We start from the raw sequence: 16,190 nt of genomic DNA on the forward strand, positions 1-16,190 counted from the left end.
ATTCGCACCACCACCGACGAGACCCCTGGCTAGACTGCCCGCAACCGTTCACTTTTCGAGCGCCGAAAGTGACCAGGATTCACCCGCCGCCGACATTCGAACTTCCGCAAGGTCTCTTCATTCGCGATGGGATCGTCGTCAAAGAGCGCGATGAACCGTCCTTCGACACCTGGTTCCGGTGGAACGCGATCGCCAGGATCCTCGTCGGAGCGGGTTTGACGCAATTCATCGACGGACGGTGGCACGTCGCACAGCTTGGCGTTCAGCGATGAATCTCGTCGGAACCCCGACGGGGCCGATTGTTCCGCTGCGGTACTTTGCAGACGAGGTAGAGCACGCCGACGGTCAAGCGGTCGAGGCGTTGTTCCTCACGTTCAACGCGGACCTTTCTTTCCTCGAAGCGCGCCTCCTGGAGATTTGCCGGCGGGCGGGCGCCCGCGTCACTGTCCTCGCGGATGCTGACATGTGGCAGCCGGACGTACGCGCGGTCACCAGTGCGGGTCGCCGGTACCACGTCGGCATGGTCGCGACCAGCGGTGCGTTTCACCCGAAGCTCAGCATGATCGTCGGGCCGCGACGAGCGGTCGCTGTCGTCGGATCGGGGAACCTCGGGATGGCGGGCTGGCAATCTAACGCGGAGCTCGCGACCGTTCTGAAGGCGAACCTCGACGCCGCTCCGACCGCGATGGTCGATCTCCGGGACCTTCTCGTCACCCTCCGTGCCCGCCCCGAGGTCGATCCTTTGTCCGGAGACGCGATCGCCCGCACGGTCGACCAACTGTCTGATCTCCTCGACAGGACCACCATGATTGAGGACACTGGGCACAGGTTGTACGCCTCGTGGCAAGGTCCGCTCCTGGACGCGCTACCCGACGAACCCGTCGATGAGGTCTTGGTGACCGCCGCGTTCCACGACGACGACAGTGCGGCTCTCGAGCGGGTACTGCAAAGGCTTCAGCCGCGCCGGGTGCGGGTCGCAGTGCAACCGGGACGCACCGTCGTGAACTCGGACGCCTTACATCGGGTCCTCACCGCCTATGCGACCACTACGAGAGCACCAGACGTCGCCGTGATCATCGATGAGGAGACGCGGTATCGGCACGGGAAGCTGATCGAATGGTGCAGCGATGGCTCGCGGGCCTCGCTCACCGGCAGCCCGAACGTGTCACGAATGGCGCTGCTCAGACCAGTCCCTTACGGCAACTTCGAGATCGCAGTCGTCGGATCTACTCCGCTCACACTGTTCCCCGCGGGCGACGAGGCGCCGCAACCATCCGCGCTGCCAACTCGCGTCGGCCGAGTTCCGGGAGAGGGCGGCGGGGGCACCCCGATCATCACGGAGGCCGTCGTCCAGGACAGTACCCTCGCGCTCCGGATCGCACGGGTCACCACTGACGTGACGATCGAACTCTCCGACTACAACACCCCGGACTTGTGGCGCGCGATCGCGACCGCCACGGCACGGCAAACCAGCGTTGAGTTGTCTGGTTCGTACTCCGGAGGAGACCGGGTCCGACTCGCGTTCGCCGACGCAGAAGGAGTTACGCGGCGGTCTACGGTCACCTTCGTCACTGAACCGGCGACAGCGTTGCGGCGTCCCAACGAACACCCCGTCACGAGCAAGGTGGCCGCGACGCTCCCATCCGACTTATGGGGAGACGACCCAGCCTTCTTGCAGTCCATCTACGACGAATTGCACACTCTGACCACGGAACTCGCCGTTCACCGCGTCCCCGCACCCTCCGACGCGCCGGTCACGTCGCCGCGTGGTGAAACTCGTGTGCACGGGCGAGAAAACACCTGGCTGTGGCTGCAGGACGACCTCACTACTCGGCTCGGCCGACATTTGGGCGCCTTTACGCTGGGCCTCCCCCCGATTCCCGCCCCAGACGCCGAAGCCCCAGACTGGACCGACTGGGCGCTGCCCGGCGACCCCGACGTGGCTCCCGAACATGACCGGGAGGCGCCCGCGGTCGACACCGAATCTCAGGATGCGGAAGATGACGAACCGGTCGTTGCCGTCGACCACGCGCACAGTTCCATCACGGCGCGTCGACGGCGTCGGCGGTGGTGCACGCAAGCAGCCGGAATCGCCCCGCAGCTCGATGCCGCCTACCGACTGCTCCTGCTGAGGATCACACTGCGCCTGTGGCTCCTCAACAACTGGGACGCCCACGACGCCGAGCCGCTGTGGACGATCGACTTGATCGCGCAGTCGCTTCGCGCACCCAACCCGGTGGGCCGGCCCGCGCCACCACCTGCCCTGCGGACACGCATCGGTAGCCTTGCCGCCGTCGCGCTCACTCTCGTTCACCGTGCCGCGACCCGAGGCGCAGAAGCGGAACTGACGGCTTACCAGCACCTGCGAACACACGTCGCCGACCTGATTGTGGACGCCTCGGAGGAGGAGATCGCGGCCTATCTTGACGGACTGATCGACCCACGTGACCTTGAGGAAACCGTCTCCGACGCCCGGCACCTCATCGGAGACGCCGCAGATGCCGATCATCTCGGGGAACTCGAACGACGTCTGCTCCTGGACGACACCACGCTCCGTGTCGAGCGTCCAGCGCTGAACCTTCTCCACCTCGTCGCGAACCTCACCGAGAAACAGACCGAACACCGTGCGCTCACACTGATTGCCGATGTCGAGACGCGACCCGGTCTGGGGGTCTGGGTCAGCAACCTCGACGGATACTGGGCTCTCGTCGTGTGGAACGAGCCGCACTTCATCCGCGTTACCCCGCGGCGCAATGGGACCTACTGGTACAGGCACCATCAACTGCGCGGGCTCATGACCCCCAGTGTGATCGAGGGCGAAGTGCGACGCGGTCAGAAGCCGGACCTGGGCCGTGCGGGAACAGATGCTCAGGCGATCACCGCACTCGCGGAGTTGGGAATCAGCGATCCCGCCCCGCCACTCGGCTCCTCTTGAGCGGGGAAGCGGCAGCCGCTCTCTAGTAGCCAGTTCGCAGTGGAACTGGCCAGATGGCGGCCGCGATCAGACCTGTTGCGTTATTCGAGGGCGCTTGTGCTCGACCTCAGATACGCGACTGCGCAGCGCCTGGAGTTGCTCATCGATATCTAGTCGTGCGACCTAATCGTCCAGGTGGTTCGTTGAGCGGACGCGTCATTCTGGACTAGACGTTCACGTGCCTTGAAACGGTCGAGGTGCTCTTTGCGCCACATGAAGCTGTAATTGAAGCCGTCTGGATCGCGAACGGCTGGTCGACTTAGCCGGTCGAGGCCTTCTTCGAGTTTGAATCCCCATGAGTCGCCAAAACGGATGTGACGGTTATGCGGGTGCTTGTCAATCTCCCATCTGACCGCGACTATGTCGACGGCGCGGAGGCTTCCTGTACTTGCAGGGATCCACGCATCGCGGAGTAGCCGCTCAAGGTCCAACACTGTCTGTTGACCCTCTGGCGTGTATGCGAGTTGGGTGTATAGCTGGACTCTTGAGCCGGGGGGCGCGTATCGGTCGATCCGACGGAAGAGCCAGCCGAGATGTTCAGCTTGTGTGTGGTGAGTCCGCCTTTCCTGCCGTCGGAGGAGCTCCGCGAATGCGTATCGGTCGACGATGGTGACTCGCTTTGTCTTCGCCGTCAGGTCCTGGAACAGCTCTCGCCAGATTGCGTCGCGTTCGGCTCCCGCAGGGTAGCGTTCTTTGCGCGCAATCGCCGACACATTTTGCATGACCGGTGCTGTCTCGACGGTGCCCGTGATGGACGCCGATGTGTTGTCGTCGATCGCACTTACGCCGTCTTCGCTGTCGGGGTACAGGCGCTCGAATGCCTCCCGTGCCAGCACGGCGACGAGCGGCAATCGATCTCGAACGGCAGAGATCTCGCTTGGTGAGCCGATTTCGTCGAGGTGCCGCCGGAGTCCAGGCTTGGCGATTCGGAAGCGATGGTTGTCCTTTAGGAAGACCAGCATCTCCGTCCAGCGCTTCTTCTCGTCGGGTGTGAGGTCGGCCCCGGCGAGCAACTCCTTCATTAAGTCGAAATCGTCATCCGACGCAAACACCAACGATCCATGGGCTCGGACCACCTCTAACCAGCTGTTCCACATCGACCGCGCAGTAAGGCGCTGTGTCTGCGCGGAGATATCTAGGAGCGCAAGGGGCGCGATCCCCATCTCGGCGATCACGCCAGGTCCCCGAACACCTCGTCGAAGCGTTCCACGAAGAATCCGTTGGGCCATTCGTCGATGAACTCTCCAGCCTCATCGATCCGTAGCTCGCGGACGACCGCACGCCCCTCTGGGTCTTGGTCGACATAGATCACGGCGACATCGCCCGCGTCGAGAATGCCTTCTCGAATTCGACGCTGTACCCGCAGCATGAGGTTCTCGCTGTGCGTTTCGAGGACAACCTGATTTGCCCGACCGCCGGGCTGGATCGATTCGATGACGAGATCAGCGAGGTCCGCCTGCATTGCTGGGTGAAGGTGAATCTCGGGTTGCTCGACGATTATCACGGAGTTAGTACGGGCGGATAGTTCAACGACGATCGGAAGCACCTGCGATATTCCGAACCCGACATCCGCGGGACTGAGCCTCACGCCAGAACGCTTGTCGGTGAGGACTACCGCTGCGGCGTCGCCCAGGATTCGACGGTCGTAATGGTCCGAGACAAGGATCGCGTCGAGCTCGTATTGAACGCCCAAGCGTTGCAAGTACTCGGATGCTTGCTGGCGCTCGGAAGTGTTGTCGAGCAAAAAGAAAGGAACGTCCAGCCCAGCGGCGGCGGAGGAACGCGCGCTGATTCGTTCAGGCGCTTGACGGAGTGGGCCGAGGTACGACATCCGTCCGAGGATGTTTTTGGTCTCGACCGAGATGGCGTGGGTCAGTCCTGTCGCCGTTCGGAGCGCCGCGTCTGCAAGGCGAGGTCGAGTCGCGTCGGCCGTACGGAACGAGAGCTCGTCAAGTGTGTCAACTGAGACGGAGCCAGGCAGTAGTCCGTCCTTCGATGCTCTTACCTGGTCGATTCCGGCAGACCTAAGCGCGGCTCGCACGCGCTTGCCTTGTTGGTCGGATGGTGTCGGGCGGGGCGGGTAGACAGCTTCGGCGCTGTAGGCGAAGTCGACTACCCGCGCGATGTCGTCGGCGGACATGACGAAGCGACTGTCGTCGCCGTCGTCTTGATCCCAGGCGAACGACACCTTGCCTAGTGACAGGAGTGCCCTGATCACGCGAATTCCTCGCCCGTCGATATCGCTGCCCAGGGTCAGGTCAAGGGACCGGATGTCTTCCGGGTTCGGCAGGGCGATGGGGCTGTCGAGTAGGCCGCCGGAAGCGAACGACACGCCGATCTGCATGTCGCGGTGCTCATCCTGCCCGTGGACCATGCCGGCGTAGGCGCCCAGTTGGGTGAACTCGCCATTCGGGCGGACTGACTCGTGGGAAACGGATTGGCGGAGGAGCAATAGCGACTGGAGGATCGACGACTTCCCCGAGGAGTTCTTGCCGTAGACGAGCGTGAGGGGGCGAAGCGGTACACGAGTAGCGCGGTCGATGCTCTTGAAGCCCGCGATGCGAAGCTCGGTGAACAGGTGGCCGGGCGATTCCGGCCGGGGCTTCTCGCGCTTAGGAGGCGGCACGAGGTGACGTGTCGGGTTCGTGTCCGCGTCAGGGAGGAGGTCAACGACCGGGAAAGCCCGCGCGAGCCAACCATCATCCGTTGGATCTTCGTGTGTTTCCAGCCAGTCATTGCAAACGGAGATCACTCTGTTCAGACCACTGTCATTGCCGCCCTCGTCCCCCACCATCGCAGCTGCGCCGTTCACGAGCAGCACCTTCTCGCGAGGTGGGGTCCCCTTCCCGGTGACGACCCAGAGATGCGTCTGGATCGACGTGTTGAGAACACTGCGCGAAGGGAGAGCGATGACAGCTTCCACACGCCCATCCACGAGGAGCTCAGCACGCACATGTCGGGAGCTTCCTCGCGAGGAGAATGACGCTGGCAGCAAGACGACCGCGCGGCCCGCGGGCGCGAGCGCACCTGCGATCACAGAAAGCCAGTGAGCGTCGCCGTCGACCGTGCGCGGCCGTAGCGATGAGTCCAGCGCACGTACCTTCGTCCCCATTGGCGGCTCAGCGACGATCGCGTCCCATTCCTCAGGAAAGTCTCCACTGATGACCGTGTTGGTTCCCGCAGGGGCGCCTTCCAGGAAGTCGAACGTTGCAACGCTCCCATGCACACCAAGAAGCGCCATACGCATCACGGTGAGGGACGCGATGTCGTCGTCGATGTCCACTCCCCATACAACGTTGCGCGGGTGCTTTCGCTCTGCCGCGATTAGCGTCCCGCCCAATCCGCACGCAGGATCCAGCAGCCGCTGCCCAGGCCCGACGAGTGCGGCCATCAGTTCCTCGACCTGCGTGCTACTCGCGTGGCTGAGGCCAGCCCTGGACAGACGCTCGCTCCGCAACTGTAGGAGCGCCTCGAAGACGAGCCAATGCCCGTACTGGCCGCGTGGAACGTATCGTCTGACCGCTTCTGCGAGCTTCTTCGCACCCGCCGGGCTGATTGATCGAAGCGAAGAACCCTTGTCGTCACTACGCGGTGGAAAGTACAAGAGCCGATCGTCGTCATACTCCCATGTGCGATGCACTAGCTCGCAGGCAGCATCCAGCGCGGCCTCAAGAGACTCACCCCCACGCACGGAGTCGAGCAGCAGCATCGCAACCCGCCGAGGGTCCAACTGATCAGCGAGTTCGTCCTCGTCTTCAATGTGGTCATCCACGGGGGCAGTCTATTGATACGCACGCATGGCGGCTGGACGCGAATCCTGCGCTCAAGGCCTGGACACTCGCCGACGCAGGTTGAGCCAGAATGCTCTCGATCCGACTACCGCGCCCAACTGTGGTGCCGGAGGGGTCCGTTCGGCTCCAGGCAAGAAACTGCGTAGCGCCTTGCCTTCGGTCGCGGTGTCAGTGGCTACGATTGCGATGTGACGGACGACCACGTGGAGTTTGAGAACCCACCCGTTCGAGAAGCAGTCATAGGGATCGAGTTCAATCCCTTGCCGCTGAGCATCATCGATCTCGCGATGTTGACTGATGAATGGCGGGCTGAGTTTCCGATCGTGCAGGAGCAGCCGGCGCTCGACCCTTCGACCGCCGTCGCGCCAGGAGCGGGCGGCCCAGGCATCCACTTTGGCAGTGGGGTTCCCCCCGTTCGCCTTTGGCTCATCGAGCAGTCAGGTCACTTCCTCATCCAGTTACAGAGGGATCGTCTTCTTCTGAACTGGCGAAAGGTAAATGAAGGCAGCGAGTACCCGCGCTACGCCGTTCTTCGTGACAAGTTCGCGGGATTGCTCAGCGGCCTGCGCCGGTTTCTCCGATCGATTCATCCGGGCGCAGATGTCTCATTGACGGTCGCGGAGTTCACCTATATCAATCGGATTGCCACGGAGGGGAGTGCAGAGACCGTGTTCTCGGTGCTTCGCGAGCCAACGACGCCGCTTCCGGGCGAGCCCCTTGTCGTGCGATTTCAGGAGATTCGGAACGTTCACCATTCGGAGAGTGCCGCGCCCGGTCAGCTGTCTATCTCGACCGAGCCAGCCGTCATCAACGGGGTTGCCGAGATTCAGCTCACGGTATCTACTAAGTTCTTTCCTACGGCGATCTCTGAAGATGCATCGATGCTTGCAGTCCTGGATGAGGCCAGGAATGTATCTCGTCAAGCATTCGTTGCCTTCACGACCGAGTCAATGCATGCGAACTGGGGGGTAGCGGGTGAGTAGCGCTCTGACACTTGATCGGCCGACAGGGATCTCGCGAGGCCTCTTCGGCTGGGACTCTCGGCCCGTGACGCAAAGGACTGCGTCACGCGCCGTCTCGTCCAGCACCGCGCAATCTGCGGAGGTGAGTGAGGGCCGGGACGCGCTTCTCGACTATGCCGCGACGCGACTGGACGCCCTGCGTGAGCGGGGTGTCTCAGAACTCGCTGCGGTCAACACGTTGCTTGCTCTGCAAAGTCTCGTGAAGAGCGACGCTGCGACCCCTCAGGTGGGTATCGACGGTGATGGTGGCATTGAGACGGAATGGCTTGTCGATGGTCGGTCGCTTATCCTCAACTGCGGTGTTGATGGAACGAACGTGCTCTGGGCTCTGGATGAGGACTGCCAGATGCTCTTTCGGCGCGAGTTCAATGCGCGGATGGTCGACGAGAGCCTCCTAGGGCTCGCTCGCGACTTGATTGACCGAATGAATCGCGGCGTTCGGAACAGCGTCCGATCGAGTTAGCAGAGTGGGCTTCCCGGACGAACTGGTCACACTCCCGCGTGATCACGGCACGCTGTTCTTCGTGCCGAACACTGACGATGTGCTTCGACGCTTCAATCCCGACAACGAGGATATTCGAGACGTCGTTTCGGTCGACGAGGGCGGGGTAACTCGGTATCGCCTCAAGAGCGGGGCGCTAACGGGCTTCAGCGATGATGGCTGTTCCGTTGGGCGAGACCAGATACTACGTGAGGCTGAACTGGACCGTGCGGTGATGCTCCATCCCAAGCACCGGAAGCTCGCTGAGGCTGCAGTTGATGCGATTCGGGACCTGGTCCACCCCGACAGTGCGGGGGAAGAGCGGCAGCCATTCGATGTCGCTCCTGACGCTTACCCCGCAAGTGATCCCAATCCTCAACGCTGGCAAGTGGCACATGCGCTGATCACACTGGCTGAGGGCTACACGAGGTCGGCCCGCACGACAGCGGTGGGCACCCTCGCGCGGACTGTCTTCAATCCGTTGGTCACCCCCTGAGGTGATGACGTTGCGTCGCCCGGGTCTGGCGGGTGCCAGTGAGAGGATCGTCAACCAACCCCGAGAAATCGACGGACGGCTTCGAGTTGTTCGTTCGACACTGGTCGGCGAGTGTCCGCGTGGATAGCTTCAACCAGCATGTGATTCACCTCGGTTCCGTCAGCACGGACCACATAGCCGATAGTCGCGGCGACACCGCCCACTCCAGGCACCGTCGAAATCTGCACGCGTCGCTTCATGGGATCGATCGTAGTGAAACTGGGTCGTGCGGTTGACGACGTAGGAATTCGCAATCTAGGTGTGCGCAGCGAGCTTCGATCCGCTCGCAATGTAGCGCGGTACGGGGGCATTTCACGCAAAGTCAACCGGGATCCGACAGGCCATTTCGCAGATGAAATGTCCACGATGTGTCCATCTGGACATTTTGTGCCAGCTAAGTGTGCCGCCACCACGCTGACTCACGCACGCTTGCGCCAGCTAGCTTCAGTCGAATCTTGGGCGCGTACCGGTCGCGAGTCTCACCTTTTCGAGGTCGTTCCAAATCCAGCGGAGCTGCAAGCTCCGTTGCGGGACGCGAGTGAGAAGTGAAGTCGATCAGTTCGGTGACGATTGATCGGCTACCGAAAGGCCCGAGGTCATCAAGCGGGGCCTTGTGTATGAGGTCGACGAAGTAGTCATGCTCGGCCTCGCGTCCCTGCTCTAGCCCGCTTTGTGCGCGCGCGACGACGAGAGCCCTTCCGTTGCTCGACAGCCTCGAGGCCGCTCCGAAGCGTCGAGTCTGTACTTCAAGGATGTGAAGCGGTACGACTGCCATCGTAAGGACGGGGCCGCCGGCCCATCCGCCGGCGAGGTCGGGGGGGCGTGGTTGGGGGCGTTGAGAGCCCGGTGGTCAAGCCGAATGCCCCGATCTCGTCAATGGTGAACAGGATCAGGTTGGCATTCGGCCTGTCGGTTACTGATCTGGCTGCGGTGTTGGGTGTCGAGCGACCGACGATCTACTCCTGACTCAAGGAGACGGCTCCACTCCTGCGCCCGCTCGACTGGCGCGAGTACAGCAGGTTCTAGCTTTGGCCGACACTTGGAGTGAGCTCGGCGTAGGTCGGAACACACCGACCTTGACGTCCGAAGTCGCGCCCGGGGTGGATCTCAGGTCGGCGCTGCGTGAGGCGCACCTATGGGGCGCGGAAATTGACTTGAACTTGCGCGAGCAGGCCGCCGCGGGACCGGTCGACGAGACTCGCTCCGAAGGATTGCTTGTCCTCGCAGAGGAGCTTGGCCTCGCGGCAAGGCCCGAAGGAGAATTCGACATCGCCACGGGCCGCCCCCTGGCTCCCGAGCTTTGAGGTTCGCTTGTGGGTGGTGTGGAATCGATCCGCGAGGCGGGCTGGACGCAGGGCTCCCTCCTAAGGATTGATGGCGACGTCGGCGATCACGGGCTTGAGGATGGCGACTCCTGGATGGTGGTGTCGCACCCGTGCGAGGTAGTGTCCGCGAGTCTTGAACGTGATCAGTCCGTGCAACTCATCCAGTTGCACACGGTTGACGTCGTCGACGGCAACCTCACCTTCGGCAAGAACCCGCGGCGGCTCCAGATGGAGCTTGGGACGGAGCGCGACGAGGCCCGGGACGGCGAGATCTTCACCGTCGACCGCACCATTCTCACCCGCATGATGCCGGAATTCACCATCGCCGAACCGCAGCGCCGGATGTTGGCATCCTGGTTGGCGGCCAGGTATGCACGACCGGCATTCGCTGACGAGTTCAATCGTCGCCTCGAGCCTGCTCGTCGAGGCATCGAAAAGATTCTCAAGGTCGCTGGCAAGCACATCTCCTGGATCTACGTGGCCACGACTCTGGAAGAGCTCCCCGCTGGGACTCCATATCGAGTGGTGATGGCGTTCACGACGACGACCGATGATTTCGACGTGCCAGAGCTCTTCGCAGAGGTGAGTAGCGCCGGTGATGATGTCGCCGAGCTCGTGGGCTCAGCGGATGGAATCAGCTTGGCGTCGTTGAAGACCGTCTCGGAACGAGACATCAACCTGGCACCTGCGGATCTACGCGCGGTGGGATTACGAATCGCTGAGTCATCGTGACAGCGACGAAGCCGTCTTCCCTGTGATCGAGTAATCCATGAGCTTTGTTGCAGAGTTGCGTCGACATTCCCAACATCAGCACGCCGGCGGTTGGAGTGCGCGAACAGGCTCGATCGCGGGAGCCAACCACGGGAGAGGGCAACGTCCCGCACCGCCGCTACAGTGAAGCATCATGGGGTCTGCCCGACAGGTTTGGGGTTGCGAGATGGGCAAAGGAAGTTCGGCGCGCTGGTCTCGTCCGGCCACGGGTCGACAGATCGCGGCGCTCAAGGCGCATGGCAACTACGACGGCAAGTACTACTCGATGGGCAGGGCGAGTCAAGCGATAGGTCGCTCTTCGTCTGGCGGATCACCGAGGCAGGCCGGTTCTGGCAGCAACTCCTACCCCACGAGGTTTTCGCCTTCGTACTCGCCGTCGTCATTTCTGTCGCAGCTCTTGGGGGTGCCTGACGATCTCCAGTCGATTCTCTCAGCCGCCCTGGAACAGCACTCCGCGTCGGCGGATGCGACCGGCGAGGATGCGGTACGGGCCGTGACCTTCAACGTTGCTCCGGATGAGTCTGACCCGCGCACCCCGCGGATCGTATTCGAGGCCGAGGTGATTCGTAGCCGCGACTTTACGGGAGATCCAGAGGTCAGCGTGCGGTTCGTCAGCAACGTCACCTTTGGAGACGAGGCGCCCGTATCGCGAAGCCCGTCTTTCCAGAGCGGCGTTCGGTTCGATGAGTAGCGCTACTGAGCAATTGCTCGAATTCGATCCAGCAGACTTGGTCGGTCCAGATGCGAGGCTGTTCATTGACACCAACGTCTTCATGGACACCGACCGAACACGAAAGGGCGGGCTACAGCAGCTTTTTCTGCGCATCGATGAGAGGGTTCGATCCGGCGGAAGCCCGGTTGTTGTTCCTACGAAGGTCATGTCTGAGTTGGCCAAGCAGAGCCAGGCGGATCCGTCGGGCGAAGACGAGGAGCGCGCCGAGGCGATCAAGAAGGCAGCGAACGCGCTGGACTTTCTAGAGGCAGCGACTCAACGAGGCCTCGTTCGGACAAACCTCGGCGACGGCTCGAATCCCTACGCGGATGATCTCTTCGTCGATTTGTTTGACGCTTACGCAGGCAAGTACGCGATGGCGCTGGTCACCAACGACATCACGCTTTCTCTGAGGATCAATGCATTGGGTGTCCGACGCAACGCTTGGATCGTTGCGGGGCGACTAACGACTGAAGGCATGATCGAGTGCTCTCCACCCCAGGCGCTCTATGAGCGGGGACTCGCAAAGTTGCGCCGGATTCAGAAGCGCATCGCCGAAGGGCGGGAGAACGCGAAGGACCACCTCGAGGTCGCCACCCTGGAGGTAGCGCTCAGCGAGTTCGCGGAGTACTTCGGGGCAATCGCGTCCGACGAGCCCGAATCGATCCCCGCGGTGAATGCGCCCGCGGCGGCCGCGCCGCACGGGGCCCCGTTCTCCTCAACCGCGACCTTCATGGGTCCGGATGAGGTGCTCGCTGTGATTGATGTGCCTGGCGAAGGCGATGAGGTAGTCCTCACCACACTCGGCGAGAGCACGGTCGTTCGCCTCGGCGAGAAGCTTGGAGAGGGCGGTGAAGGCAGCGTTTACTCGATATCCGACACCGCTGTCGTGAAGATCTTCGACGCGTCGAACATAACCACACATCGTCGAGCGAAGATCGAACTCTTGGTGTCCCGCGATCTGACTGCAGAAGGTATCTGCTTCCCGCAGGCGGTCGCCAACAATACACACGGGGAGTTCGTCGGTTACGCGATGCCGAGAGCCTCTGGTCGAGAATTCTCGAAGGCCCTCTTCAGCCCTCGACGGTTCAAGGCAGAGTTCCCAACGTGGACAAAGTCGGATCTCGTGGAGGTGGCAATCGGGTTTCTCGAGAAGGTCGCCTACCTTCACTCCTTGAACATCATTCTCGGTGACATCAATCCGAAGAATCTGCAGGTCGACGCCAACAAGCAGATCTGGATCATTGATGCTGACTCGTGGCAGATCGAAGGCTTCCCCTGCCCGGTGGGAACCGAGATGTTTAGTGCTCCAGAAGTGATAGGGCTGCGTTACCCCGACTTCCTGCGCACGCTCGAGCACGAAAACTTTGCCATCGCGACTATGGCCTTCATGATCCTGATCACGGGCCAGTTCCCCTATGCCCGCTCCGGATCAGACGGCGACATCGTCCGACTGATCAAGGACGGCAACTTCGCCTTCCAATACAAGGAGTACTCGAATCAGGATCAGCCCGCTGGCAACTGGAAGTACATGTGGAGTCACATCGAGCCGACGGTTAAGGGACTGTTCTGGAACACCTTCCACCGTGAAGGCAGTCGCTACCGCGACCGACCCACTGACGCCGAGTGGCTTGAGGCATTCCGAAACTACCGGCGCTGGCTTCGAGGTCCTGAGAACTTCGACCCGATGTCGAGTGATGTCTATCCGACCCGCTTCAAGGCGATGGCGAGGACCACCCCCATCTACGATTGCGCCGAGTGTGGCAAGTCGATGGTCGGCATATACAACGGAGAGACCGGCAAGTACGCGACTCCCAAGCTTTGCAGCGAGTGCCGCGCAAGGCTTCCCAGGTGCAACGACTGCGGCAAGCCGAAGTCGTCCCTCAGGGATGGAGTCTGCTGGGACTGTAACCGAAAGCGCAACTTCGCCCACTGTGCGCAGTGTGGGCAGGAGAAGCCGAAGTCGTCGCTGATCGAGGGTCGGTGCTACGACTGCAATCAGGGTGAGTGCGATGACTGCGGCCGAGCCATACCGAAGCGATACCTCACAGACGGGCTGTGCGACCGATGCGCTCCAGTTGCCTGCAAGGACTGTGGCCTCAAGTTCAAGAAGTCCTCTCTGACATATGGGCGGTGCGCCGAATGCCACCAGGAAGACGTGGAGCGAGCCGCGCGCGCGAGAGCAGAGTCGGCAGCGAAGGAAAAGCATAACGCCGAACTCGATCCCGGACGACTCTGTACGCGGTGCGGCAAGCCCTTCATCAGCCGTGGGAACGTCGCGTGGCATCAGCGCCTTGGGAAGACGGTCCCAACAACCCATAAGCAGGGCTACGGATACACCTATCCGCCCGAGTGTGTTCCGTTGCCGACGTCCTCTAGGAACTCGCCGGCCACGACCTCGAGTTCCACATCCTCGGATTCCACCGATGAGAAGAAGTCGGGAGGTTGCTATCTTGCGACCGCCGTCTACGGCTCATACGACTGTGGGCCCGTCTGGGTCCTGCGTCGGTGGCGGGACTCGGCATTGAGTTCATCGGCTTCGGGTCGCGCATTCATTCGCGCCTATTACGTCGTGAGCCCGAGGCTCGTCGCAGTGTTGGGAACCAGGCGTGTGTTTGCGGTTCCTGTGAAAGCAATCCTGAACAGACTTGTGAGTCGCCTGCAGCGGATCGGCTACTCCGACACTCCGTACACGGACAACTAACCCCCTACCTCGACTGGCAACAAGAACGGAGCCCTCATGGCGAAGCTCGACATCGGAACAGACGACCTAATTGAGAACCCGACCCCGAGAGTGCCTGTCGCGCTATGCATAGACACGAGTGGGTCGATGGACGGCGCTCCGATTCTCGAACTGATCAATGGCGTGAATCAGTTCTACGACGCCATCAACGACGATGACGATGCACACGATGCCGCCGAAGTTTCCATCATCGAGTTCAACTCGGGTGCGAAGGTCATCCAGGAATTCGCGAGCGTAGACCGGGTCCAGCGGATCAGTTCCATTCGCGCGACGGGTGGCACCTCAATGGGCGAAGGAGTGAATCTCGCCCTCGACACCCTCGACGCACGCAAGCGGGTCTACTCGGACAACGGTGTTCTCTACTACCAGCCTTGGCTCGTCCTCATGACGGATGGCGCACCAAACGGAAGCGCAGCAGAGCTTGAGCGGGCAGTGCAGCGAGTGACAGACCTTATCGGGAACAAGAAGCTGACGATCTTTCCAATTGGGATCGGCGCGAACGCCGACATGAACGTTCTCGCCCGCTTCAGTCCGTCGAAGCCTCCCCTCCGACTCCAAGGCCTGAGCTTCAAGGAGTTCTTCGAGTGGCTATCAAAGTCGGTGTCCCGAGTGTCCCGGTCGAGCCCCGGGGCGGCGGCACCAAAGCTCGACCTGGAGGGCCTCGCTGGTTGGGCGGAACTCTAGGTTGTTCCGCGAGTTCCATCATCAGGTTCGCGGTCGTGGACACACCGCCGAAGGAAAGCCCTGCCAAGACCGGACGGCCTACCTAGCGCGCTCCGGTGTCCAGGTTGTGTGCCTTGCCGACGGGGCTGGGTCGGCTGCCAGGTCTGAGTATGGAGCTCAAGCGGTAGTGCGTGAAGGTTCCAGGTTGCTCGTTGAACGCTTCCACGAACTCAACTCTCGAGACGACGGCGCACAGGTCAAGCGAGAGATCGTCCACCAGCTACGCCAACGACTGGATCAGACGGCGAGGCGGCAGCGATGCGAAGTTCGGGATCTCGCCTCTACATTCCTAGCCGTAGCGGTGTGCGGAGATCGGTTCATCGCTGTGCACGTGGGTGATGGCGTCATTGGGTACTTGAAAACCGGAGTGCTCAAGGTCGTCTCCGCTCCTGACAACGTGGAGATAGCAAACCAAACCACCTTTGTGACCTCCGAAGCCGCTGTCGCGTCGATGAGGCTCCTCCGTGGGTCAACAGCTGAAGTAGCCGGCTTCGTGTTGATGAGCGACGGAGCCGAGACCAGCCTCTACCACCAGAAGACGCAGCAGCTAGCGACCGCGTGCCGGAAAATGATCAACTTGCTTGGCGCCGGCGGGGGGCTCTCCGTTCCGGTCTCCAGACTCCAGATTCGGCGCCTGTTGGGCACGACCATCAGGAACGCGACGAAGGATGACTGCAGCCTGGCGGTACTGGCTCGTGAGTTGCCGGCGGCCCGATGAGGCGTTGGTCTCGGACGTATGGCCGTCGTGGAGCCATGCGACCGTCGAGCATCGAGTGGACGTGAGATTGGGGAGTCCGTGACAGATTCGGTTGAGTGGTGCAATGCGCTCTATTTCCCGCACGGCCGACGGAAGTTTGGCGGCGTGTTCTGTCGCCTGCCGGCTGGCCACGACGGTGACCACTGGTGCGAACACGAGGACGAGATGGATGAGTAGTGCAGCTTCGGCCGGCGGGTACGTCCCCCTCTTCAGTAGACGTTTCTGGGGTCAGCTTGGGCGTGAGGAACGAATCGGTGACAGCTGATCGTTAGTGCCGGGAGGCGCTGGCGGGGAGGATGTCATCATGCCCGGTCCCTATCCCAGAGAGTTCCGCGAGGACGTTGTCGCGGTCGCTC

At 61.9% G+C, this 16,190-nt stretch carries 13 protein-coding genes; 10 read left to right on the plus strand and 3 right to left on the minus strand.

The features are described 5' to 3' along the window. Positions 1-272 (plus strand): hypothetical protein (locus ACPEH0_RS14535; RefSeq protein ID WP_366214714.1); only part of this gene is annotated, 272 nt, incomplete at its 5' end. After that, positions 269-2,935, plus strand: coding sequence for a hypothetical protein (locus ACPEH0_RS14540; protein WP_366214715.1), 2,667 nt, complete (start codon positions 269-271; stop codon positions 2,933-2,935). The genes ACPEH0_RS14535 and ACPEH0_RS14540, both read left to right, overlap by 4 nt. Before the next feature lie 149 nt (positions 2,936-3,084). Here ACPEH0_RS14540 and ACPEH0_RS14545 read toward each other — a convergent pair whose 3' ends face one another. Together ACPEH0_RS14545 and ACPEH0_RS14550 are read right to left on the minus strand one after the other, a co-directional pair. Next, entirely contained in the window at positions 3,085-4,149 is a 1,065-nt protein-coding gene (locus tag ACPEH0_RS14545) for a hypothetical protein (RefSeq protein ID WP_366214716.1), read from the minus strand. Beyond that, positions 4,146-6,746, minus strand: a complete 2,601-nt coding sequence (locus ACPEH0_RS14550; RefSeq protein WP_366214717.1) for an AAA family ATPase — start codon at positions 6,744-6,746, stop codon at positions 4,146-4,148. The genes ACPEH0_RS14545 and ACPEH0_RS14550 overlap by 4 nt, the downstream gene beginning before the upstream one ends. Before the next feature lie 207 nt (positions 6,747-6,953). Here ACPEH0_RS14550 and ACPEH0_RS14555 point away from each other — a divergent pair, with 207 nt between their 5' ends. From ACPEH0_RS14555 to ACPEH0_RS14565, 3 genes are all read left to right on the plus strand, one after another. Next, positions 6,954-7,748: a TIGR04255 family protein gene (locus ACPEH0_RS14555; protein ID WP_366214718.1), complete on the plus strand. Its 795-nt coding sequence runs from the start codon at positions 6,954-6,956 to the stop codon at positions 7,746-7,748. A 121-nt stretch (positions 7,749-7,869) separates the two neighbouring features. After that, positions 7,870-8,250 (plus strand): hypothetical protein, encoded by a 381-nt coding sequence (locus ACPEH0_RS14560; protein ID WP_366214719.1) that lies wholly within the window; start codon positions 7,870-7,872, stop codon positions 8,248-8,250. Positions 8,251-8,254: 4 nt separating this feature from the next. Further along, positions 8,255-8,764, plus strand: a complete 510-nt coding sequence (locus ACPEH0_RS14565; RefSeq protein WP_366214720.1) for a hypothetical protein — start codon at positions 8,255-8,257, stop codon at positions 8,762-8,764. A gap of 50 nt (positions 8,765-8,814) precedes the next feature. Here the strand turns inward: ACPEH0_RS14565 and ACPEH0_RS14570 are convergent, their stop codons facing one another. Continuing rightward, positions 8,815-9,003 carry a hypothetical protein gene (locus ACPEH0_RS14570; protein ID WP_366214721.1) on the minus strand — a complete coding sequence of 63 codons (189 nt, stop codon included), beginning with the start codon at positions 9,001-9,003 and terminating at the stop codon, positions 8,815-8,817. 1,122 nt (positions 9,004-10,125) lie between these two features. On the opposite strand from ACPEH0_RS14570, the gene ACPEH0_RS14575 reads away from it, so the two are divergent. The 5 genes from ACPEH0_RS14575 to ACPEH0_RS14595 all read left to right on the plus strand — a co-directional run bounded on the left by ACPEH0_RS14575 (position 10,126) and on the right by ACPEH0_RS14595 (position 15,795). Next, a complete protein-coding gene (locus ACPEH0_RS14575) occupies positions 10,126-10,860 on the plus strand; it encodes a hypothetical protein (RefSeq protein WP_366214723.1) in 735 nt (244 codons plus the stop codon). A gap of 442 nt (positions 10,861-11,302) precedes the next feature. Further along, entirely contained in the window at positions 11,303-11,590 is a 288-nt protein-coding gene (locus tag ACPEH0_RS14580; RefSeq protein WP_366214724.1) for a hypothetical protein, read from the plus strand. A gap of 13 nt (positions 11,591-11,603) precedes the next feature. Further along, entirely contained in the window at positions 11,604-14,315 is a 2,712-nt protein-coding gene (locus ACPEH0_RS14585) for a CFI-box-CTERM domain-containing protein (protein WP_366214725.1), read from the plus strand. Between the two features lie 36 nt (positions 14,316-14,351). After that, the gene (locus ACPEH0_RS14590) at positions 14,352-15,038 is read left to right on the plus strand and encodes a vWA domain-containing protein (protein WP_366214726.1); all 687 of its coding nucleotides are present in this window, start codon (positions 14,352-14,354) and stop codon (positions 15,036-15,038) included. Position 15,039: 1 nt separating this feature from the next. Next, positions 15,040-15,795 (plus strand): PP2C family serine/threonine-protein phosphatase, encoded by a 756-nt coding sequence (locus tag ACPEH0_RS14595; protein WP_366214727.1) that lies wholly within the window; start codon positions 15,040-15,042, stop codon positions 15,793-15,795. Positions 15,796-16,190: the final 395 nt, after the last annotated feature.

It is taken from the genome of Microbacterium sp. NPDC079356 (genome assembly GCF_049545465.1).
Taxonomy (GTDB): Bacteria; Actinomycetota; Actinomycetes; order Actinomycetales; family Microbacteriaceae; genus Microbacterium; species Microbacterium gawkjiense.

Bases quoted from the DNA above. Each gene is read 5' to 3' on its own strand.
- ACPEH0_RS14590 (WP_366214726.1), top strand. From the start codon at position 14,352: ATGGCGAAGCTCGACATCGGAACAGACGACCTAATTGAGAACCCGACC.
- ACPEH0_RS14570 (WP_366214721.1), bottom strand. From the start codon at position 9,003: ATGAAGCGACGCGTGCAGATTTCGACGGTGCCTGGAGTGGGCGGTGTC.
- ACPEH0_RS14540 (WP_366214715.1), top strand. From the start codon at position 269: ATGAATCTCGTCGGAACCCCGACGGGGCCGATTGTTCCGCTGCGGTAC.